The sequence below is a fragment of the Rubrivirga halophila genome (assembly GCF_046845755.1).
Classification (GTDB): Bacteria; Bacteroidota; Rhodothermia; order Rhodothermales; family Rubricoccaceae; genus Rubrivirga.
In genome coordinates, this window is the sequence record NZ_CP177357.1 from 2,152,615 (window position 1) to 2,175,794 (window position 23,180).

The window sequence follows — 23,180 nt, forward strand, 5'->3', positions numbered from 1 at the left end:
GGCCGGGCGGGCGCAGGGGGACGGTGCCCGGCGGCCACGGCGCGCAACGCGACGCGCGCTCCGAACCCGAGGGTCAGGAGCGCGGCGAGGCGGGCGATCACGTGGGCGGCGACGAGCACAGAGGGGGGGATCGGGGGGCGCTCCGGCAGGGGGCGGCCGTCGCCTTCTCGGCGTCCGGGGCCCCGATCCCGCCGGGCGCGGCGGATGGGGGACGAGCGGTGGCTGGCACGGCCCGTAGGCCGAAGGTACCACCCGGCGCCCCCTCCCCTGCCGTAGGACGCTGCGAAGAGCGCGTGCGTGCGGGCCGGGCGCAAGCCCCGCCTGCCTGGGGCTTGCACGCACCGCACCGCCCGACGGCGGGGGCGGGCCGCGAGCCAGGACACGGAAGCGCTCCCGATCTCAACGCCGAATCCGCGAACGGGGCCGCCAGCGTTGCGTTTCCTGCCACAGGCCGCTGAACCCCGCACGCTCTGCGGGGTAGGCGACCCACTCGACTGTTCTGCCGACCGCTCGCCGGTCCCCACCCGCCCTCCCCGATGTCCCAGACCGCCGCCGCCCCCAAGAAATCCCGAGGCCTCGAAGGCGTCACCGCCCTCGACACCGAGCTGTCGTTCATCGACGGCCAGGTCGGCGAGCTGATCTATCGCGGCTACGACATCCGCGACCTCGCCAAGAACGCCTCCTTCGAGGAGGTCGCCTACCTGCTGTGGAAGGGCGAGCTCCCCACCCGGGCCCAGCTCGACGACCTCAACGCCCAGCTCCGCGAGGCGCGCCCGGTCCACGACGACCTGCTCGACCACCTCCGGCACCACACGCCGAGCGACGCCAACCCGATGGCGGCCATGCGGACCGCGCTCTCGATGCTGGCGGCGTACGACGACGAGGCCGACAGCACGGACCCCGAGGCCAACTACCGCAAGGCGATCCGCCTGACGGCCAAGCTCCCCACGCTGCTCGCGGCGTTCGACCGGATCCGCAAGGGCAAGGACCCCATCGCCCCGAAGCAGGAAGGCTCGACGGCGCACGACTTCCTGTTCATGCTCAACGGCGAGGCCCCGGGCCCGGCCGCCGAGGCCATCATGGACGCCGCGCTCGTGCTCCACGCCGAGCACGGCTTGAACGCGAGCACCTTCGCCGCGCGCGTCATCGGCGCCACGATGTCGGACATGTACTCGGCCGTCGTCGGCGCCATGGGCGCGCTCAAGGGCCCGCTCCACGGCGGCGCCAACATCGAGGTCATGAAAACGCTCCTCGAGCTCGACGCCTCGGGCGAGACCGCACAGGAGTTCGTCGACCGCAAGCTGGAGGCCAAGGAGAAGATCATGGGCATCGGCCACCGCGTCTACAAGACGCTCGACCCGCGCGCCACGATCTTGCGCGCCATGCTCAAGGACCTCTCCGAGGAGAAGGGCGAGATGAAGTGGCTCGAGATGAGCGACACGATTCGCGAGACGGTGTTGGAGCGCAAGGGGCTCGACGCGAACGTCGACTTCTACTCCGCCAGCGTCTACTACCTGCTCGGCATCGAGCGGGACCTGTACACGCCCATCTTCGCCATCTCGCGGATGACCGGCTGGACGGCCCACCTCCTGGAGCAGTGGACCGACAACCGCTTGATCCGCCCGCGCGCCGAGTACGTCGGGCCCAAGGGCAAGACGGTCGCGCCGATCGCCGACCGCGGCTAGCGCCGGCCGCATCGCGCACGCATCCGAGGCGTCCGGCACCGTGCCGGGCGCCTCGCGTCGTTTGAGGCGCCCCCTTTCCATGCGCTGTGCGGGCTCCGCGAAGACGGGACGGCGTCGGCGGCTGGACGTACTTTGGACCGCGCGCGGTTCGTAACTTTCACTGATGAGTGAAACCTGGCACCACGCGTCTGGTAGCCTGCTCCCCCCCCGCACCGCCATGGCCGTCGCCGCCACCCCCGAAGTCCGCCCCGTCCAGCGCTACAAACTGCGCGTCGGGATGGTCGCCTGGATTCTGCACCGCCTCACCGGGGTCGGCCTGGTGGCCTACCTCGTGCTCCACATCTGGGGCCTCAAGGCGATCACGAACCCCGAGGCCTACAACGCCTTGATCGCCGGGTACCACGCGCCCCTGTTCAAGGTGGCCGAGTTCGGCCTGCTGGGCGCCTGCATCTACCACGCGCTCAACGGGCTCCGCATCGTGCTCATCGACTTTGTCGGCTGGAGCCCGAACCAGAAGAAGCTGTTCTGGACCCTCGGCGCCGTCGCTCTCGTCTTGCTCGCCGTCGGGGGCTACCCGTCGATCGCCGCGCTCCTCGACCACTACAACGGGTAGGGACCCCGGCCGGCGTGGCCGGCTGGACCCCACCTTGACCACCGACATGGCATCCCCCAAGTACGGCCGAACGGCCCGATCGAGCGCGTTCCAGTGGTTCGCCCACCGGATCACGGGCACGTTCCTGATCTTCCTGCTGATCACCCACTTCTGGGTCCAGCACTTCGACCGCACGACCGCGTCGATCTCGCACTCGGTCGTCACGGCCGACGAGGCCGAGGCCGGCGTGCTCCCGCGCTACTCCCAGGAGGCCGACGAGGCCGTCCGCGCCTTCGAGGCCCGCGAGGGCACGAACACCAGCCCCGAGCGCCTGCGCGTCGTCCCCGCCCAGGACCGCCGGCTCGGCGACCCCGAGATCGACGCCCCGGGCCCAACGCACCCGCCCGGCGAGGTCGCCGGCCCGACGCCCTATGAGGTCCTGATGCTCCGGCTCGGCGACCCGGTCTACGCCGTGCTATGGAAGGGCTTCAACCTGCTCTTCCTGTTGTTCGCGCTGCACCACGGCTTCTACGGGCTCAACAACGTGCTGACCGACTACATCCGCAACGACATGGCGCGCGTCGGCGCGACCGCGCTCTCGTGGACGCTCGCGCTCGTCCTGTTCGTCATCGGCGCGTACTCCGTCGTCGTCGCCGGCCTGTGAGGGGCTGATCGTAAGGGCGCCGACCGGTCGGCGACCCCGCCGTCGGCCTGTCTACTTCAACCTTTCCACTCCTATGGTTTTCGAACACGACATCGTCATCGTCGGCGCGGGCGGCGCCGGGCTGATGGCCGCGCTCTACGCGTCGGAGGGCGGCGCCGACGTCGCCGTCGTCTCCAAGCTCCACCCCCTCCGCTCGCACACCGGCGCGGCCCAGGGCGGCATCGGCGCGGCGCTCGGCAACGAGGAGGAGGACCACTGGCTGTGGCACGCCTTCGACACGACGAAGGGCTCCGACTACCTCGGCGACCAGGACGCCATCGAGCAGATGTGCCAGGACGCCCCGCGCACCATCATCGAGCTCGAGCATTACGGCGTGCCGTTTAGCCGGACGCGCGAGGGCAAGATCGCCCAGCGCCGGTTCGGCGGGCACACCCGCAACTTCGGCGAGGCGCCGGTCCGCCGGGCCTGCTACGCCGCCGACCGGACGGGCCACATGATCCTGCACACGCTCTATGAGCAGTGCGTCAAGAACAAGGTCACGTTCTACGACGAGTACCAGGTCCTCGACCTCATCATGTCCGACGACGGCGAGGCCGTCGTGGGCACGGTCGCGTACGAGATCCTGACCGGCGAGGTCCACACCTTCCACGCGGCCGCGACCTGCTTCGCGACGGGCGGCTACGGCCGCGCCTTCAAGACGACCTCGAACGCGCACGCCGGGACCGGCGACGGGTTCGCGCTCGCGCTCCGCGCCGGGCTCCCGCTGCAGGACATGGAGTTTATCCAGTTCCACCCGACGGGCCTGTACCGGCTCGGCATCCTGATCACCGAGGGCGCGCGCGGCGAGGGCGGCATCCTGCGCAACTCGGAGGGCGAGCGGTTCATGGAGCGCTACGCGCCGACGGTCAAGGACTTGGCGCCGCGCGACATGGTCTCGCAGTGCATTTACAAGGAGATCCGCGAGGGGCGCGGCGTCAACGGCAAGGACCACGTGGTCCTCGACATGACGGGCGTCGGCAAGGATGTCTTGGAGCACAAGCTCCCCGAGATCTCGACCTTCAGCCGCGTCTACCTCGGCATCGACCCCGTCAAGCAGCCCATCCCGGTCGCCCCGACGTGCCACTACGCCATGGGCGGCATCCCGACCAACATCGACGGGCAGGTCGTCAAGACGCGCGACCGCTCGGGCCGCGTCGAGGGCTTCTTCGCGTGCGGCGAGGCCGCCTGCGTGTCGGTCCACGGCGCCAACCGGCTCGGCACCAACTCGCTCCTCGACCTGGTCGTCTTCGGGCGGCGGACCGGCATGGAGATGGCCCGGCAGATCGCCGAGGGCGCCGAGCGCCAGCCGCTCCCCGAGGCGGCCGAGGCCACCACGCGCGAGCGTCTCGACGGCATCGTCTCGCAGAGCACAGGCGAGAAGGCCGTCACCATCCGGACGGACCTCCAGGAGACCATGATGAAGAACGTCTCGGTCTACCGTACCGACGAGACGCTCGAGGAGGCGCTCGCCGACCTCCAGGACCTCCGCCGGCGCGCCGCGAGCGTGACCTGCCAGGACAAGGGCAAGCGGTTCAACACCGACTTGATGGACGCCGTCGAGGTCCAGTTCATGGTCGACTACGCCGAGGCCATCACCGTCTCCGCCCGGAACCGGACCGAGAGCCGCGGCGCCCACCTCCGCGAGGACTACTCGTCCCGCGACGACGACGAGTGGCTCAAGCACACGCTCTTCTGGAGCGACCAGCAGGGCCAGTCCGAGATCGGCTACAAGGACGTCGTCATCACCCAGTTCCAGCCCAAGGAGCGGAAGTACTAGAGGGATCGAGGGATGAGAGGCATGGAGGGATGCGCGCCCCGCGCCCTCTGCCCATCCCTTCCTCCCGCATCCCCCATCCCTCTTTAACATGTCCGACACCATCGAAGTCGCCGCCCCCATCGAAGACCGCGTCGAGGCCGCCGAGAAGGGGCCCCGCCGCCGGCCCGGTGCCGAGGCCCCGACGATGACGCTGACCGTCAAGGTCCGCCGCTTCAACCCGGAGACCGACGAGCGCTCGCGGTGGGACGAGTTCCAGGTCCCGGCCGAGAACATGGACCGGGCGCTCGACCTGCTCCACTACGTCAAGTGGCACCTCGACGGCACGCTCACCTTCCGCAAGAGCTGCGCGCACGGGATCTGCGGGTCCGACGCGATGAAGATCAACGGCGAGAACCAGCTCGCGTGCTCGATCTTGGTGCAGGATCTGGGGCTCAAGGACGGCGACACCGTCACGTTCGAGCCGCTCCCGGCCGCGCCGGTCCTGAAGGACCTGGTGATCGACCAGTCGCGCTTTTTCGACAAGTACCGGGCCGTCATGCCCTGGCTCATCAACGACGAGTCGGTGCCGGTGACGGAGCGGATCCAGAGCCCCGAGCAGCACGCCGTCATCGAGGACGCCACCAAGTGCATCATGTGCGGGGCCTGCACGCACTCGTGCCCGAGCACCTGGGCCGACCCGGCCTACCTCGGGCCCGCGGCCATGCTCAAGGCGTATCGCTACGTGTTCGACAGCCGCGACACCGAGGCCGAGGAGCGGCTCAAGGTGGTGGATTCGAAGGACGGCCTGTGGAAGTGCTACACCATCTTCAACTGCGTCCAGGCCTGCCCCAAGGGCATCGACATCACGCGCTGGCTGTCCGCGCTCAAGCGCAAGGCCGTCACCACGCGGTACTAGCCGGGGCGCACACGAACGCCGCCGCTCGGTCGTATAGTGGCGTAGCACCGGCCCCGCCGGTGACTCTTCAGACAGGGACCTCCCTGCTTGCCGGCCCGTCCGATGCGAAAGCGTCGGGCGGGTTGTTTGTTTGGGAAGGGTTTATGCCCTCCGTGCATCGGGAAGGGAGCCGTAGTGTGGACGTGGATTCCCACCGACGCCGATGCGCCCGTTGCTCCTCCTCGCCGCCCTCTTGCTCCCGCTGGCGGCCTCGGCCCAGAAGCCGGCCGCCCCGCTCGCCGCCCAGGCCACGCCGGGCGACTGCGCCACCGGCGTCGCCGAGGCCGAGCTCGATCTCGCGGGCGTGCGCGCCCGGCTGTACAACTTCGGCGGGCTCTTCTGGCGTGGGCAGGGCGCGCAGTACGAGGTCCCGCGCGGCTCGGGCACGATGGCCATCTTCGCCGCCGGCCTGTGGGTCGGCGGGCTCGTCGACGGCGACCTCCGGTTCGCGGGCTCCACGTACGGACCGTGGGAGTACTGGCCCGGCCCGCTCGACGCGGATGCCAAGACGACGCCGGAGACGTGTGCGGCCTACGACCGGATCTGGACCGTCGCCGGCGTCGACCTCGACGCGTATGAGGCGACCGGGGCCGCGACGCGCGACCTCGCCGAGTGGCCGGTCGGTGTCGGCGCCCCGTACTTCGTGGACGTGAACGGCGACGGCGCGCAGGGTGACGACGAGCCGACCGTCTCGCTCGACCTCGGCGACCCCGGCTACGGCACGAAGACGCTCAACCTCGCGGCGGGCGAGCGGCCGGTCCTTTTCGGACGCCAGACGGCGTGGTGGGTGATGAACGACGCGGGCGGCCCGCACGACTGGGGCGGGACGGACCCGCTCGGCATCGAAGTCCGCGTGACGGCCTGGGTGCGTGGCGGCGAGGACGAGCCGGCGCTGTACGAGTCGACGTTCTACCGCTACGAGATCATCAACCGCAGCGCGAGTGTCATCGAGGCGGGCTACGCCACAATGTGGGTGGACCCGGACCTCGGCAATTTCAACGACGACTACCAAGGCTCCAATCCGGAGCGCTCCCTGTACTACGTCTACAACGGGGACAGCGATGACGAGGGCGGTGGCGGGTACGGCACACCGCCCCCCGCGCTCGGCGTTGATATCCTGAGCGGGGGCTCCTCCTCGATGTATTTCACGAGCTCTGGAGTCACCAACGATCCCGGCAACGCGAGCGAGGCGTACACCTTCCAGCAGGCGCTGTGGAAGGACGGGACACCGCTGAAGGTCGGCGGAAATGGCTACATCACGAACGGGCCCGTCACCCGGTGGATGTTCAACGGCGACCCGCCTGCGTTCTGGAGCGAGTACGACACGGATGGTCAGGGGACTGCGAGAACACCTGCTGACCGCCGCGGGATGATCACCGCCGAGATCCCGACGCTGGCGCCCGGCGAGCGCACCACGGTCAACCTCGCGATCCTCTTCGCCACGGGCACCGACCAGATCGACAGCGTCTACGAACTGTTCGAGGTATCGGACCTTGCGCAAGCGCTCTACGACGCGGGCGTCCTCACCGACCGCACGGCCGAGCCCCCAGCGCCGACCGCCGCGCCCGACCTGCTAGCGCCCGCCGACGGCGAAACCGTCTCGGAGCCCGCCGCGACGTTCTCGTGGACCGCCGTCCCCGACGCGACCGAATACCGGCTCCAGATCGCCCCGACCGCCGCCTTCGACTCCCTGATCATCGACCGCGACGTCACCGCGACCGAGGCCGAGATCGGCCCCGACGTGTTCGGCTACAACGACCTCACCCCCAAGTTCTGGCGCGTCCGCGCGGCCAACCTCGGCGCCCTCGGCCCGGTCTCCGACTACCGCCAGTTCCGCTACATCCGCCGCGCGTTCTCGTCGTTCGAGGTCGTCGCCAACGCCAGCGGGCCGATCCCCCCGCACCCCGGCGCGGCCGCCTTCCAGGGCTTCCCGACGCCCGAAGACGAGAACCCCGTCGCCGGCGTGCAGCAGACGAACGGGACCCGGTGGCTGGTCGCCACCGGGAACTCGGGCGCCTACTCCGGCCCGTACGAGGAGTTCTTGGACCGCGTCCTGCGCAGCGACAACTCGACCCGCGCCTTCCCCTTCGACTACGAAGCCCGGTTCACGGGCGCCAGCACGGCCTACCAGCGGTTCGGCGACGGCTCGCTCGTCGAGATCCCGTTCGAGATCTGGAACGTCGGCATCGGAACCCCCGACGATCCGTCCGATGACGTGCGCATGATCCCGGTCCTCCTCGACATCGACGGCAGCGGGACCTACAACCTCTCCGCATCGGACTCCCCAATCTCGTCCGCGGACGACGACCCGGTGACCGACTGGATCTACTGGTACGAGCCGACCGACACCACGCCCGGCGAGGCCGGCTACCAGGCGTGGCTGGTGACGGCCGCCAGCAATCCGGAGGCCCACGGGCCTGAGGTGCTGGCGCGGACGGTCTTCGTGGGGTGGAATCTGGGGTCGGCGCCGCCGTACGCCGCCGAGGTCCCCGAGCCCGGGACCGTCTTCCGGCTCGTCTCCAGCGACCTCTTCGGCGTGGCGTCTGAGGACGAGGCGCCCTCCCCCAGCGGGCTGGCGCTGGCGGTCGGCCCGAACCCGGCGCGAGCTTTGGCAACCGTCCGCTATTCCGTTGCTGGCGCGAGCCCCGTGCGTCTCCGCGTGCTCGACGTGCTCGGCCGCGAGGTGGCGGTGCTCGCGAGCGGGCCGCGCCCGCCGGGCGACCATACGGCGACGTTCGACGCCAGCCGGCTCGCGGCGGGCCTCTACCTCGTCGTGCTCGACGCCGACGGCGTGCGCGTGGCCCGCACGCTCACCATCGCCCGCTGACGCGGACCGGGTCCCCGCACGGCGATCACGCGGTGGGGACGCGTCAGAGATCCCGAAGTGACTGCCGCCGCCGCGAGGCCGCGGGTACCCTTGGAGCCCAGATTCCCCGTCTTGCGCATGCGCTTGGTTCTCCTCGCCCTCGTGGCCCTTCTACTCACGACGTCGGCGGCCGCGCAGACGGCCGACTGCGAGATCGGCACGGCCGAGACCGACCTCGACCTCGGCGATGTCCGGGCGACCCTTTACAACATCGGCGGGCTGTTCTGGCGCGGCACCGGGGCCCAGTACGAGGTTCCGAAGGGCACCGGCCGCAACGCGGTCTTTGCCTCCGGGTTGTGGATCGGAGGGATCGACGCGGGCGGAGAGCTCCGGTTCGCGGGGTCGACGTACGGCCCGTGGGAGTTCTGGCCCGGCCCCCTCGCCGCCGACGCCAGCACCACCCCCGAGCAGTGCGCGGCCTTCGACCGCATCTGGACCCTCTCCACCGACGACCTCGACACGTACGCGGCGACGGGCACGGCGTCGGCCGACCTCGCCGAGTGGCCGGTGGGCGCCGGCGCCCCCTTTTACACCGACGCCAACGGCAACGGCACGCAGGGCCCGACCGAGCCGACCGTCTCGCTCGACCTCGGCGACCCCGGCTACGGCTCGAAAACGCTCGACCTCGGCGCGGGCGAGCGGCCGGTCATTTTCGGACGCCAGACGGCGTGGTGGGTGATGAACGACATGGGCGGCGCCCACGAGTGGGGCCGGACCGAACCGCTCGGCATCGAGGTCCGCGCGACGGCCTGGACGACGGGCTACGGCATCCAGCCGCTCGCCCGGTCCACCTTCTACCGCTACGAGATCATCAAGCGCGCCCCCGGCCGCCTGGACGACACCCGCGTCGGCATCTTTTCGGACGTGGACATGGGCAACCGGTCCGACGACCACGTCCACTCCGACTCGACGCGCGGCCTGCTCATGTTCTACAACGCCGACGAGGCCGACGAGGGACCCGAAGGCTACGGGTCGCCGCCGCCGGCCATCGCCATCGACCTGCTGAGCGGGGCGGGCACAGCGGCCTACTTCACGAACGGCGGCGCCGTCACCTCCGACCCGAGCGATGCCCAAGAGGCGATGGACTACATGCGGGCGGTGTGGAAGGACGGGACGCCGCTCACGGCCTTCGGCGACGGGTACCAGCGCGGCGGCGAGCGGACGGGGTGGGCGTTCCCCGGCGACCCCGTGACCGGCCAGTTCTGGTCCATGGAGAACGCCGACGGGCAAGGCACCCCCCTCACTCCCGCCGACCGCAAGAGCGCCATCGCCGCGGCGCCGGTCCCGTTCGATCAGGGCGACCGGATCGTGCTCGACGTGGGGATCCTCTTCGGGCGCGGCACGGACCGGCTGGCGAGTGTCACGGCCGTCCGCGAGCGGTCGGACCTCGCGCAGGCGGCGTACGCCTCCGGCGAGCTGTTCGCGCTCTCCGGCCCCGGCACGCCCACGCCCCCGCCGCCCTCCCCCACCCCCCTCGCCCCGGCCGACGGCGTGGTCTTCGAAGGCGCCCCGGTCACGTTCTCGTGGACGGCCGTCGCGGGCACGGCCGCCTACCACCTCCAGATCGACACCTCGCGCACCTTTTTCGGGGCCACGGTCTGGACCACGACGGCGACCGAGATCGCCCTTCCCCGGACCGCCTTCCTCAACAACTCCGTGGCGAGGGTCTACTGGCGAGTCATCGCCATCGACCCGGTCGGGGAGCCGAGCCTGCCGTCGGAGGTGCGGTCGCTGCGGAACGTGTACTTCGTCCCGACGCCCGCGTCGTTCCAGGTCGTCGCGAATGCGGCGGGCCCGGTCGATCCCCCCCAACCCGCTGCCGCCGCGTTCCAGGGCTTCCCGACGATGCCCCAGGGAGCGAACCCGGCCGGCATCCAGCAGGCCAACGGCACGCGCTGGCTCGTCGCGACGGTCGCCGACGGCTTCGACGGGACGTTCGCCTCGTTCCTCGAGGTCGCGTTGCCCGGTGAGAACCGCGAGCGGTTCGGGACGACCGACTTCGAGGTCCGGTTCACCGGCCCGAGCGTCGCCGTCCGCGCCGCCGATGGGCTCGTCGTCGAGGTCCCGTTCGAGCTGTGGGCGACGGGCGAGGGCACCCCCGACGACCCCGCCGACGACGTCCGCATGATCCCCGTCCTCCACGACCTCGACGGCGACGGCGCGTTCGGCCTCTCGACGCCGGACTCGCCCGCGTCCTCGGGCGACGACGACCCCGCGACCGACGGCGTGACGTGGGCGTTCCCGCTCGACACGAGCCCCGGCGAGGCCGGCTACGCCGCCTGGGCCGCCGACGCCGCCACGGCCCCTGACGCCCGGGGCGGGGCCGTCTTCGAGCGGATGGCCTTCGTCGGGTGGAACCTCGGCCGCGAGCCCCCCTACCCCGCCGAGCGGCCCGAGGACGGCACGGTCGTTCGCATCGTTGCGGATGAGCCCAACCTCGAGATCCCTCCGGACCCGGTGCCGCCGCCGCCGCCGCTCCCGCCGGTGTACGCCTTCGCCCTCGACGTCCAGCCGAACCCGATCGGCACGAGCGCCGAGGTGCGGGTCCAGCTCTCCGAGGCCGGGGCGGTCCGGCTCCGACTCGTGGACGCGCTCGGCCGCGAGGTGGCGGTGCTCGCGACGGGCGACCGCGAGGCCGGCCCGTTCGCCGTCCGCCTCGACGCCGCCGCGCTCGCGGGAGGCGTGTACGTGGTGGTCCTCGACGTCGACGGCCGGCGCCTCGCCCGGACGGTCACCGTGACCCGCTGACCGGCCGGGCGAGGCGCCCTGGTCCGGGCCGATCTTCGCTGCAGAGACATCGAAGTGACTGCCAGACGCCAGAGCAGAACGGGTAGTCTTGCAGCCCCCGATCCCACCACTCGCGCATGCGCTTGTTTCTCTTCGCCGTGGCGGCACTCGCCCTCGCCCCCACCCCGGCCGCGCAGTCGGCCGACTGCGCCCTCGGCGAGGCCGAGGCGTTCCTCGACGAGGGCGACGTCCGGGCCGCCCTCTACAACCTTGGCGGGCTCTTTTGGCGGGGGTCCCAGGCACAGTACGAGGTCCCGAAGTACTCCGGGCTCGTCCCCCTCTTCAACGCCTCGCTGTGGGTGGGCGGCCGGGCCGACGGCGCGCTCCGGTTCGCCGGGTCGACGTACGGCCCGTGGGAGTTCTGGCCCGGACCGCTCGACGCCACCGGCCAGACGACGGCGGCGACCTGCGCCGAGGCCGACCGCATCTGGGTCGTCTCCTCGACCGACCTGGCGGCCTACGACGCCTCGGGCACGGCCTCGGCCGACCTCGCCGAGTGGCCCGTCGGGCTCGGCGCCCCGTTCTACGCCGACACCAACGGCAACGGCGCGCAGGACGCCGGCGAGCCGACCGTCTCGCTCGACCCTGGCGACCCGGGCTACGGCACGAAGGCGCTCGACCTCGGCGCCGGCGAGCGGCCTGTCGTGTTCGGGGCCCAGTCCGCGTGGTGGGTGATGAACGACGCCGGCGGCGCCCACGAGTGGTCAGGCGCCCCGCCGCTCGGCATCGAGGTCCGCGTCACCGCCTGGACCGTCGGGGCCGACCCTGCCGAGCTCGCCCAGTCCACGTTCTACCGCTACGAGATCGTCAACCGCTCCACCGACGTGCTCGACGACGTCTACGCCGGGCTCTACATCGACGCCGACCTCGGCAACTTCAACGACGACTACCAGCACGCCGACTCGACGCGCGGGATGCACGTGTTCTACAACGGCGACAACGACGACGAGGGCGGCGGGGGCTACGGGACGCCGCCGCCGGCCGTCGGGATCGACGTGCTCAGCGGCGCCTCCAGCGCGCTCCACACGCTGAAGAGCTCGGGCTTCCCGGCGAACGGCCCGCGGGACGGGGACCAAGCGTACGCGCGGCTGCGCGGCCTGCTCAACGACGGGACGCCCATGCACGTCGGCGGCTTCGGCCTCGAGACCTCGGGCCCGACGACGGTGTGGTCCTACCCCGGGGACCCGCTCACGGGCGCGTTCTGGAGCAACGAGAATGTCGACGGCGCGGGGACGCCGGCCGTCCCATCCGACAAGCGCGGGACCGTCGCGGCCGGCCCCTCCCGGCTGGCCCCCGGCGAGCGGATGACGGTCGACGTCGCCATCGTGTTCGGGACGGGCACCGACCGGCTCTCGAGCATCTCCGCCGTCCGCGCCCGCTCGGACCGCGCGCAAGGGCTCTACGACGCCGGCGCGCTCACCGGCACGGCCCCGCCCCCGCCGCGCCCCGCCGCCCCCGTGCCCACGAGCCCCGACGACGGCGCCACGACGGACGGCGGCGACGTCCGGTTCACGTGGACCCCCGTGCCCGGCGCCACCTACTACCTGTTCGAGTTGCTGTCCTCGTCCGACGCGGCCGAGCCCGTGTTCGAGCAGGTGGTGTCGGCCGCCGCGATCGACGTCGACCGGTACGCGGTCCCCCTCAACCAGCGGGACCCGCTGGCGTGGCGCGTCCGGGCGGTCGTCAACGGCGTCGAGAGCCTGCCGTCGGAGCCGCGTCTGGTGACGGTCTTCGTGCCCGGCTTCAACCGGTTCTCCGTCGTGGCCAACGCCACGGGGCGTCTCGATCAGCCTGCCCCGGTGACCCGGCCCTTCGCCCGCTTCCCTGCGCTCCCCGAGGCCGGCCCGATCGCCACCCAGCAGGCCAGCGGCTACGTGTGGTACCTCGCCGCCGAGGGCGCCTCCTCCTACGCGGAGTTCCTGGCGGCCGTGCTCCCGGGCACGAACGCCGAGCGCGCGTTCCCGCACGACTTCGAGATCCGTTTTTCCCCGGGCAACCTCGGGGCCCTCGACGGCCGCCAGATCACGGTTCCGTTCGAGCTCTGGGACATCGGCGTCGGCACGCCCGACGACCCGGCCGACGACGTCCGGATGATCCCGGTCGTCCACGACACCGACGGCGACGACCGGTTCTCCTTCCACGAGGACCCGGCGTTCTACCTCTGGACGACCGACGCCATCTCGTGGCACCGCCCGCTCGACGCGGCGCCCGGCCAGCGCGGCTACCGCGCCTGGGCCGAGGGCGTCCCGACGGCCTACGGCCCCGAGGTCCTCGCCCAGACCACCTTCCGGCGCGAGCGCACCGACGGCGGAGGGCCGGCGGCCCCCGAGGCCGGCACCGTGGTGCGGATCGAGTCGAGCTCGCAGGCGATGCCGCTCGCGACGGACGCGGCGCCGGCCCCGCTGCTGCTCGGCGACGTTCGCCCCAACCCCGTCACGCTCCGTGGGACGCTCGGGTTCGCGCTCGCCGAGCCCGCCCGCGTCCGGCTCTGGGTCGTCGACGTGCTGGGCCGCACGGTGCTCGGGCTCGTCGATGGCGACCGCGCGGCGGGCGAGCACCGCGTCGGGCTCGACGCGTCGGCGCTGGCGTCGGGCGTTTACGTCCTCGTGCTCGACGCCGACGGCGAGCGGCTCGCCCGGGCGTTCACCGTCACCCGCTAGCGCACACGAACGCCGCCGCTGGTTCGTATAGTGGCGTAGCACCGGCCCCGCCGGTGACTCTTCAGACAGGGACCTCCCTGCTTGCCGGCCCGCCCGATGCGAAAGCGTCGGGCGGGTTGTTTTTTGGCGATGGGTTTGTGCCCCCGGCGCATCGCGAAGGGCGCCGTAGTGTGAAGGTGGATTCTCGCCGCTGCCGATGCGCCCGCTGCTCCTCCTCGCCGCCCTCCTGCTCCCGCTGGCGGCCTCGGCCCAGAAGCCGGTCGCCGCGCCCGCCGCCCAGGCCACGCCGGGCGACTGCGCCACCGGCGTCGCCGAGGCGGAGCTCGACATCGCAGGCGTCCGCGCCCGGCTGTACACCATCGGTGGTCTCTTCTGGCGGGGTGCCGGTGCTCACTACGAGGTCCCCCAGGGCTCGGGTACCCTCGCCATCTTCGCCGCCGGGCTCTGGGTGAGCGGCCTCGTCGACGGCGAGCTCCGGACCGCCAGTTCGACGTACGGGCCGTGGGAGTATTGGCCCGGTCCGCTCGACGAGAACGGGGAGACCACGCCCGAGACGTGCGCCACCTACGACCGAATCTGGATCGTCGCGGGGACCGATCTCGACGCGTACCAAGTCACAGGCATCGCCACCGACGACCTTGCGGAGTGGCCGGTCGCTGTGGGTGCCCCCTACTTCGTCGATACAGACGGGGATGGCGCGCAAGCCGTCGATGAGCTGACCATCTCGCTCGACCTCGGCGACCCGGGCTACGGGACGAAAACGCTCGACCTCGCGGCGGGCGAGCGGCCGGTCATTTTCGGCCGCCAGACGGCGTGGTGGGTGATGAACGACGCGGGCGGCGACCACGGATGGGGCCGCACCGAGCCGCTTGGCATCGAGGTCCGGGTCACGGCGTGGGCCCGAGGGGGTGAAGCCGAGCCCGACCTGTTCGAGTCGACGTTCTACCGCTACGAGATCATCAACAGGAGCCGGGAGAGCATCGAGGAAGGGTTCGCGACGTTCTGGATGGACCCCGATCTCGGCAACTTCAACGACGACTACCAGGGCTCGAACGCAGAGCGCTCGCTGTACTACGTCTACAACGGGGACAGCGACGATAACGGCGGAGGCGGATACGGTGTGCCGCCTCCCGCAGCTGGCGTTGATTTGTTCAGCGGCGCCACGTCGTCGATGTACTTCACTGGCGCGGGGTTTGGCACTTCGGACCCAGGCAACGCAAGCGAGGTCCGGACCTTTCAAAAGGCATTGTGGAAGGACGGGACGCCCCTGACCGTCGGCGGAAGCGGCTACAACACGAGCGGCCCCGTCACCAAGTGGATGTTCAACGGCAACCCGCCGGAGTACTGGACCGAGTATGACACGGACGGGAACGGCAACAGGAATACCCCCGCCGACCGGCGTGGTCTGATCACGTCCTCCTTCCCCACACTCGCCCCCGGCGAGCGGACGACGGTCGACCTCGGCATCTTGTTCGCCACGGGCACCGACCAGATCGACAGCGTCTACGAGCTGTTCGAGGCCTCCGATCAGGCGCAAGCCCTCTACGACGCGGGAGCCCTCACCGATCGCGTCGCCGAGCCGACCCCACCGTCCGGCACCCCGGCCCTGCTGGCGCCTGCCGACGGCGTCACCGTGGTCGACCTGCTGGCGACGTTCTCGTGGACGGCGGTCCCCGGTGCGACCGCGTACCGCCTTCAGATCTCCCCGACTACGAACTTCGACAGCCTGATCGTCGACTGGGACGTGGACTCGCTCTCCACGACGGTCGGAGCGGGCCCCTTCCCGTACAACGACGACTCCCCGAAGTACTGGCGCGTGCGCGCGTCGAACCTCGGGACGCTCGGACCGGCCTCGCCCGTGCGGCAGTTCCGGTACTTCCGGCGCGCGTTCTCGTCGTTCGAGGTGGTCGCCAACGCCAGCGGGCCCATCGCCCCGCACCCCGGCGCGGCCGCGTTTCAGGGCTTCCCGACACCGGCCAATGAGAACCCAGCCTCCGGGGTCCAGCAGGTGAATGGGACGCGCTGGCTGTTTACGACCGGCAACTCGGGCGCCTACACGGGGCCGTACGAGGAATTCCTCAACCGCGTCGTCCGCGACGACAATGGAGAGCGCGCCTTCCCCCACGACTTCGAGGCCCGCTTCACCGGCCCGAGCACGGCGTACCAGCGGTTCGGCGACGGCTCGCTCGTCGAGATCCCCTTCGAGATCTGGAACGTCGGCATCGGCACGCCCGACGACCCGAGCGACGACGTGCGCCTCATCCCGGTCATCGTCGACATCGACGGCGACGGGACCTACAACCTCTCGACAGCGGATTCCCCGGTCTCCAGTAGCGACGACGACCCGGCGACCGACTGGGTCTACTGGTACGAGCCGCTCGACACCACGCCCGGCGACGCGGGCTACCGGGCGTGGCTGGCGACCGCCGCAAGCAATCCGGAGGCCCACGGCCCGGAGGTGCTGGCGCGGACGGTCTTCGTGGGCTGGAATCTTGGTCACCAACCGCACTACGCCGCCGAGCACCCCGAGCCCGGGACGGTCTTCCGGCTCGTCTCCAGCGACCTCTTCGGCGTGGCCGCCGGGGACGAGGCGCCCTCCCCCAGCGGGCTGGCGCTGGCGGTCGGCCCGAACCCGGCGCGCGGCGCGGCGACGGTCCGATACACGGTCGCCAGCGGAGGCCCGGTGCGGCTCCGCGTGCTCGACGTGCTCGGCCGCGAGGTGGCCGTGCTCGCGAGCGGGCCGCGCCCGCCCGGCGACCACACGGCGGCGTTCGACGCGAGCCGGCTGGCGACTGGCCTGTACCTCGTCGTCCTCGACGCCGACGGCGCCCGGCTGGCGCGCCCCCTCACGATTGCCCGCTGACCGATGCGTCGTCTCCTGCTGCTGCTCCTGCTCGCGCCCACCTTCGCGAGCGCCCAGCCCGACCCAGGCTGCGAGATCGGTGTGGCTGAGGCGGACCTCGACGTGGCCGGCATCCGGGCGCGGCTGTTCAACACCGGCGGGCTGTTCTGGCGGGGAGCTGCGCCGGTCTACGAGGTGCCCAAAGGCTCCGGGAAGACGTCCGTGTTCGTCGCCAGCCTCTGGGTCGCCGGTGTGGTCGACGGAGAGGTCCGGGCGGCGACGTCGACGTACGGGCCCTGGGAGTTCTGGCCCGGACCCCTCGACGGCTATGGTGACACGAGCGTCGAAACGTGCGCGGCCACGGATCGGATCTGGATTCTCGCCGGCACAGACCTCGACGCCTACGAGTCCACCGGATCTGTGACGACGGACCTTGCCGAGTGGCCGGTCGGCATCGGTGCCCCGTACTTCGTCGATGCAAACGGTGACGGCACTCAAGGGCCGGACGAACCGACGGTCTCGCTCGACATCGAGGACCCTGGCTACGGCACCAAGACGCTCAACCTCGGCGCTGGCGAGCGGCCCGTCATCTTTGGGCGCCAGACGGCGTGGTGGGTGATGAACGACGCGGGGGGCGCGCACGCATACTCCGGCTCAGCCCCTCTCCACATCGAGGTCCGCGTGACGGCCTGGATGCGAGGAGGCGAGGCCGAGCGGGCCCTCTACGAGTCCACGTTCTACCGCTACGAGGTCATCAACCGGAGCGACCGGATCATCGAGGACGGTCTGCTCGGGCTCTACGTCGACGGCGAACTCGGCAACTTCAACGACAACTACGTCGGGACGAGCCCTGATCAGTCGATGCTGTACTTCCAAAACGGCGACAGCGACGACGAGGGCAGCTACGGCTACGGCAGGCCCCCCGCGCTCGGGATCGACGTGCTGAGTGGTGCCTTTGCCGGGTTGCAGTTTGGCAAGGGAATCGGTCCCACCGGCTTCCCCCGAGACGCCCGCAGGACGCACCAATACCTTCAAGCGATCTGGCTCGACGGGACGCCGCTCAAATACGGTGGAGACGGGTACAACACCAACGGGCCCGTTACCCGATGGTCGTACCCAGCAGTCCCCCCCGCCTACTGGAGCGAGTATGAGCTTGATGGGAACGGTAACGCGAACACGCCTGGAAACCGGCATGGCGTCGTCTCCGGCTCCCTCGGCGATCTCGCCCCCGGCGACCGGGCCACAGTCGACGTCGGCATTCTCTGGACACAAGGCACAGGTCGCTACGACGCGGCCCGCCCTCAGATCGACAGCGTCTACGAGCTGTTCGAGGTGTCGGACCAGGCGCAGGCTCTTTATGACGCAGGTGCCCTCACTGGCCGTCTCGCCGAACCCGCCCCGCCGACGGCCCGCCCTGCCCTGCTGGCGCCTGCGGACGGCAGCACCCTCTCGAACCCATCGGTGGCGTTTTCGTGGACGGCTATCTTGGGCGCGACGGGATATCGCCTTCAGATCGCCCCGACCGCCGCCTTCGATTCCCTCATCGTCGACCGCGACGTCACCGCGACCGAGGTCGAGGTCGGCCCCGACGTGTTCGGCTACAACGACCTCACCCCCAAGTTCTGGCGCGTCCGCGCGGCCAACCTCGGCGCCCTCGGCCCGGTCTCCGACTACCGCCAGTTCCGCTACATCCGCCGCGCGTTCTCGTCGTTCGAGGTGGTCGCCAATGCCAGCGGGCCCATCGCCCCGCACCCCGGCGCCGCGGCGTTCCAGGGCTTCCCGACGCCCGGCGACGAGAACCCCGAGGTGGGCGTCCAGCAGACGAACGGGACCCGGTGGCTGGTCGCGACCGGCAACTCGGGCGCCTACTCCGGCCCGTACGAGGAATTCCTGGCCCGCGTCCTCCGCAACGACAATGGAGAGCGCGCCTTCCCCCACGACTTCGAGGCCCGCTTCACCGGCCCGAGCACGGCGTACCAGCGGTTCGGCGACGGCTCGCTCGTCGAGATCCCCTTCGAGATCTGGAACGTCGGCATCGGCACGCCCGACGATCCGTCCGATGATGTGCGGATGATCCCCGCCATCGTCGACATCGACGGCGACGGGACCTACAACCTCTCGACAGCGGATTCCCCGGTCTCCAGTAGCGACGACGACCCGGTGACCGACTGGGTGTACTGGTACGAGCCGACGGACACGACGCCCGGCGAGGCCGGCTACCACGCGTGGCTGGCGACGGCCGCCAGCGACCCGACGGCGCACGGCCCCGAGGTGCTGGCGCGGACGGTGTTCGTGGGGTGGAATCTCGGGTCGGCGCCGCCGTACGCCGCCGAGGTCCCCGAGCCCGGGACCGTCTTCCGGATCGTGAGTAGCGACCTCTTTGGCGTCGCGGCAGAGGCCCCCACCCCCTCCCCCACCGGGCTGGCGCTGGCGGTCGGCCCGAACCCGGCGCGCGGCGCGGCGACGGTCCGGTACACGGTTGCCAGCGGAGGCCCGGTGCGGCTCCGCGTGCTCGACGTACTGGGCCGCGAGGTGGCCGTGCTCGCGAGCGGCCCACGCCCGCCGGGCGACCACACGGCATCGCTCGACACGAGCCGGCTGGCGGCGGGCCTCTACCTCGTCGTGCTCGACGCCGACGGCGCGCGGCTGGCGCGCACGCTCACCATCGCCCGCTGACGAATGCGCCGCTTACTCCTGCTTCTCCTGCTCGCGCCCGCCCTCGCCAGCGCTCAGCCCGACCCAGGCTGCGAGATCGGTGTGGCCGAAGCCGACCTCGACGTGGCCGGCGTCCAGGCCAAGCTGTACAACACGGGCGGTCTGTTCTGGCGGGGAAACGGCGCGACCTATGAGGTCCCGCAGGGGTCGGGCGTCAACGCCGTGTTCACCGCGGGCATGTGGGTCGGCGGGCTCGTCGACGGCGAGCTCCGGTTCGCGGGCTCCACATACGGGGCGTGGGAGTTCTGGCCCGGCCCGCTCGACGCCGACGGAGCCACCACGCCCGAGACGTGCGCGGCCTTCGACCGCATCTGGACCGTCGCGGGCGCCGATCTCGACACGTACGAGGCGACGGGCACGGCGTCGGCCGACCTCGCCGAGTGGCCGGTCGGCGTCGGCGCCCCGTACTTCGTCGACGCCGACGGCGACGGCGCGCAGGGCGCCGACGAGCCGACGGTCTCGCTCGACATCGGCGACCCCGGCTACGGGACGAAGACACTCGACCTCGGGGCGGGCGAGCGGCCCGTGATCTTTGGTCGGCAGACCGCGTGGTGGGTCATGAACGACGCCGGCGGCCCGCACGACTGGGGCGGAACGGACCCGCTCGGCATCGAAGTCCGCGTCACGGCCTGGGCGTGGGGGGGCGCGGACGAGCCCGCGCTCTACCACTCGACGTTCTACCGCTACGAGATCGTCAACCGCAGCACCAAGACCATCGAGGGCGGCCGCGTCTCGATGTTCTGGGACCCCGACTTCGGCAACGTCGTCGACGACTACGTCGGCTCGAGCGCAGAGCGCTCGATGTTCTACGTCTACAATGGCGACAACGACGACGAGGGCGGCGGCGGGTACGGCACCCCGCCCCCGGCCCTCGGCATCGACGTGCTCAGCGGCGCATCGTCGGCGATGCATTTCGCCAGCTGCGGCTGCCCCCTCGGCGACCCCGGCACGGCCGTCGAGGCGTACGGCTTCCAACAGGCGCTCTGGAAGGACGGCACGCCGCTGACGACCGGCGACAGCGGGTACCGGTCGGAGGGCCCGGTTACGCGGTGGCCGTACGGCGGCGTCCCACCCGCGTTTTGGTCGGAGGTCGATTCGGACGGCCAGGGCAACCCGAACACCCCGGGGAACCGCTCCGGCGTGGTGTCCGCTGAGATCCCGGACCTCGCCCCCGGCGATCGGGCGACGGTCGACATCGGGTACCTCTACGCCCAGGGCGCCGATCACATCGACAGCGTGTACGAGCTGCTCGCGGTATCCGACCGGGCCCAAGCGCTCTACCACGCCGGCGCCCTCACGGCCCGCGTCGACGACCCGCCGCCCCCGACCGCGCGCCCAGCCCTCGTGGCCCCGGCCGACGGCGCCTCGCTGACCGGCGACGGTGTCGCCCTCGAATGGGCCGCGGTCCCCGGGGCGACGTCGTACCGCGTCGAGTTGGCCCCCACCGCGACGTTCGACACCCTTCTCGTCGCTCGTGGCGTGCTTGGGCTCTCAACCCAGGTCGCCCCTGAGGTTTTCACGTTCAACACGGTCACGCCGTTCTACTGGCGGGTGCGTGCGCGCTACCTCGGATCCCTCGGGCCACCGTCGGGCGTCCGTCAGTTCCGGTTCTTGCGCAAGGCGTTCACGTCGTTCGAGGTCGTGGCGAACGCGTCCGGGCCGATCCCTCCGCACCCGGGCGCCGCGGCGTTCCAAGGATTCCCGACACCCGGCGGCGAAGACCCTGGGGTGGGCGAGCAGCAGACGAACGGGACGCGGTGGCTGGTCGCGACCGGCAACTCGGGCGCCTACTCTGGGCCGTACGAGGAATTCTTGGCTCGCGTCCTGCGCAACGACAACGCGGCCCTCGCCTTCCCCTACGACTTTGAGGCCCGATTCACAGGCCCCAGCACTGCCTACCAGCGGTTTGGCGACGGCTCATTAATCGAGATCCCCTTTGAGATCTGGAACACTGGCATCGGCACGCCCGACGACCCGAGCGACGACGTCCGCATGGTCCCCGCCGTCCTCGACATCGACGGGGACGGCACGTACAACCTCTCAGAGGCCGACTCCCCGGTTTCTAGCGGCGCCGATGATCCGGTGACCGACTGGGTCTACTGGTACGAGCCGACCGACACGTCGCCCGGCGACGCCGGCTACAAGGCGTGGCTCGCAACAGCCGCGACGGCCCCGCTAGACCACGGTCCAGAGATGTTGGGTCGGACGACGTTCGTGGGCTGGGATCTGGGGGCGGCCCCACCCTACGCCGCCGAGCACCCCGAGCCCGGGACCGTCTTCCGGCTCGTCTCCAGCGACCTCTTCGGCGTGGCCGCCGGGGACGAGGCGCCCTCCCCCAGCGGGCTGGCGCTGGCGGTCGGCCCGAACCCGGCGCGCGCGACGGCGACCGTCCGGTACACCGTCGCAAGCCCCGGTCCGGTGCGGCTCCGCGTGCTCGACGTGCTCGGCCGCGAGGTGGCCGTGCTCGCGAGCGGGCCGCGCCCGCCCGGCGACCACACGGCGGCGTTCGACGCGAGCCGGCTCGCGGCAGGCCTGTACCTCGTCGTGCTCGACGCCGACGGCGCGCGGCTGGCGAGGACGTTCACCGTCGCCCGCTAGCCTCGGGCGCCCATCGCCTCGGCCAGCGCCACGAAGCGCGGGACGTAGCGCTGCGTCTCGCGCGGGAGGTCGGCGGCGATGTCCCAAAACGTGGCCGTCCGGCCCGTCTCGCGGCGGTACGCCCGGGCAATCGCCTCGACGCGCCCGACGCCGCCGTTGTACGCCGCCAGCGCGAGGTGCCAGTCGCCGTCGAACCGGCGCGCGAGCCAGCCGAGGTAGCGGGCGGCGGCGTTCGTGGAGGCGACCGGGTCGGCGACGGTCAGCGAGTCCAGGCCGTAGTCGGCGGCGGTCTCGGGCATGAACTGCCACAGGCCGCGCGCGCCGGCCCAGCTCTCGGCGTTCGCGTTCAGCCCGCTCTCGACGACGGCCAGGTAGCGGATGTCCTCGGGGACGCCCCGGCGGCGGAGCATCTGGCCGAGGTCGCGCATCAGGCGGCGGTTGCGCCGCGCGGTCCGGGCCATGCGCGTCGCGATCGCGCGCTCGCGGTCGACGGCGGCGGCGGCCGTGGCGGGGTAATAGAGCCAGTCGGGCCCGGCGGCGCGCTCGGCCTCGGCGGCCGCGGCGGCCCGGGCGGCCCGGGCGGCCGCGAGCGCGGCGGGGTCCACGATCGGGACGGCGAAGTTCGAGCCGAGGTCGGCGAGCGCGGGCCCCCGGAGCGCGGCGAAGTCGGCCGGCGAGAGCGGGCCGGCGACGGGCCCGTGGTGCGCCTCGTAGACGGCCTGCGCGCGCAACGCCAGCGGTCGGACGGAGGCGGCGTCGCCCAGCGCCTGGGCGGCGGCGAAGGCGTCGGCGGCGAGCGCACGCTGGCGGCCCGGCTCGGGCTCGGCCTCGGCGGCGGCGACGGCCCGGCGCGCGGCGACCACGGCGCGGGCCCACGCGAGGGGGTCGGCCTTGGTCGAGTCATCGGGGACGGCGGCCGCGCGGGCCGGCGGGGCGGGAGCGGCCGGCGAGGCGGCGGCGACCGGCGCGGCGAGCGTGAAGAGAACGGCGAGGGCGGCGCGGCGCGTCGTCATCGGGGTGT

The 23,180-nt window shown here is 71.7% G+C and carries 12 protein-coding genes; 11 read left to right on the plus strand and 1 reads right to left on the minus strand.

Annotated elements, in window-relative coordinates; translation table 11 throughout:
• Positions 1-536: 536 nt before the first annotated feature.
• The 11 genes from ACLIRP_RS09505 to ACLIRP_RS09555 all read left to right on the plus strand — a co-directional run bounded on the left by ACLIRP_RS09505 (position 537) and on the right by ACLIRP_RS09555 (position 22,159).
• Positions 537-1,685, plus strand: a complete 1,149-nt coding sequence (locus ACLIRP_RS09505) for a citrate/2-methylcitrate synthase (protein ID WP_412060208.1) — start codon at positions 537-539, stop codon at positions 1,683-1,685.
• Positions 1,686-1,902: 217 nt separating this feature from the next.
• A complete protein-coding gene (gene sdhC, locus ACLIRP_RS09510) occupies positions 1,903-2,298 on the plus strand; it encodes a succinate dehydrogenase, cytochrome b556 subunit (protein ID WP_412060209.1) in 396 nt (131 codons plus the stop codon).
• 34 nt (positions 2,299-2,332) lie between these two features.
• Positions 2,333-2,941 carry a succinate dehydrogenase gene (locus ACLIRP_RS09515; protein WP_412060210.1) on the plus strand — a complete coding sequence of 203 codons (609 nt, stop codon included), beginning with the start codon at positions 2,333-2,335 and terminating at the stop codon, positions 2,939-2,941.
• Positions 2,942-3,014: 73 nt separating this feature from the next.
• On the plus strand, positions 3,015-4,757 hold the full coding sequence (gene sdhA, locus ACLIRP_RS09520) for a succinate dehydrogenase flavoprotein subunit (RefSeq protein WP_412060211.1): 1,743 nt from the start codon (positions 3,015-3,017) through the stop codon (positions 4,755-4,757).
• A gap of 184 nt (positions 4,758-4,941) precedes the next feature.
• Positions 4,942-5,652, plus strand: coding sequence for a succinate dehydrogenase iron-sulfur subunit (locus ACLIRP_RS09525; protein WP_412063701.1), 711 nt, complete (start codon positions 4,942-4,944; stop codon positions 5,650-5,652).
• A gap of 202 nt (positions 5,653-5,854) precedes the next feature.
• Positions 5,855-8,518 (plus strand): hypothetical protein, encoded by a 2,664-nt coding sequence (locus ACLIRP_RS09530; protein ID WP_412060212.1) that lies wholly within the window; start codon positions 5,855-5,857, stop codon positions 8,516-8,518.
• Positions 8,519-8,635: 117 nt separating this feature from the next.
• A complete protein-coding gene (locus ACLIRP_RS09535) occupies positions 8,636-11,305 on the plus strand; it encodes a hypothetical protein (protein WP_412060213.1) in 2,670 nt (889 codons plus the stop codon).
• A 116-nt stretch (positions 11,306-11,421) separates the two neighbouring features.
• Positions 11,422-14,004 (plus strand): hypothetical protein, encoded by a 2,583-nt coding sequence (locus tag ACLIRP_RS09540; RefSeq protein ID WP_412060214.1) that lies wholly within the window; start codon positions 11,422-11,424, stop codon positions 14,002-14,004.
• Positions 14,005-14,200: 196 nt separating this feature from the next.
• Positions 14,201-16,867 (plus strand): hypothetical protein, encoded by a 2,667-nt coding sequence (locus ACLIRP_RS09545; RefSeq protein ID WP_412060215.1) that lies wholly within the window; start codon positions 14,201-14,203, stop codon positions 16,865-16,867.
• 3 nt (positions 16,868-16,870) lie between these two features.
• Positions 16,871-19,522: a hypothetical protein gene (locus ACLIRP_RS09550; protein ID WP_412060216.1), complete on the plus strand. Its 2,652-nt coding sequence runs from the start codon at positions 16,871-16,873 to the stop codon at positions 19,520-19,522.
• A 3-nt stretch (positions 19,523-19,525) separates the two neighbouring features.
• Positions 19,526-22,159 carry a hypothetical protein gene (locus tag ACLIRP_RS09555; RefSeq protein WP_412060217.1) on the plus strand — a complete coding sequence of 878 codons (2,634 nt, stop codon included), beginning with the start codon at positions 19,526-19,528 and terminating at the stop codon, positions 22,157-22,159.
• On the opposite strand, the gene ACLIRP_RS09560 is transcribed toward ACLIRP_RS09555, so the two are convergent.
• Positions 22,156-23,172: a lytic transglycosylase domain-containing protein gene (locus ACLIRP_RS09560; protein WP_412060218.1), complete on the minus strand. Its 1,017-nt coding sequence runs from the start codon at positions 23,170-23,172 to the stop codon at positions 22,156-22,158. The two genes, ACLIRP_RS09555 and ACLIRP_RS09560, sit on opposite strands and share 4 nt — an antisense overlap.
• Positions 23,173-23,180 lie beyond the last annotated feature (8 nt).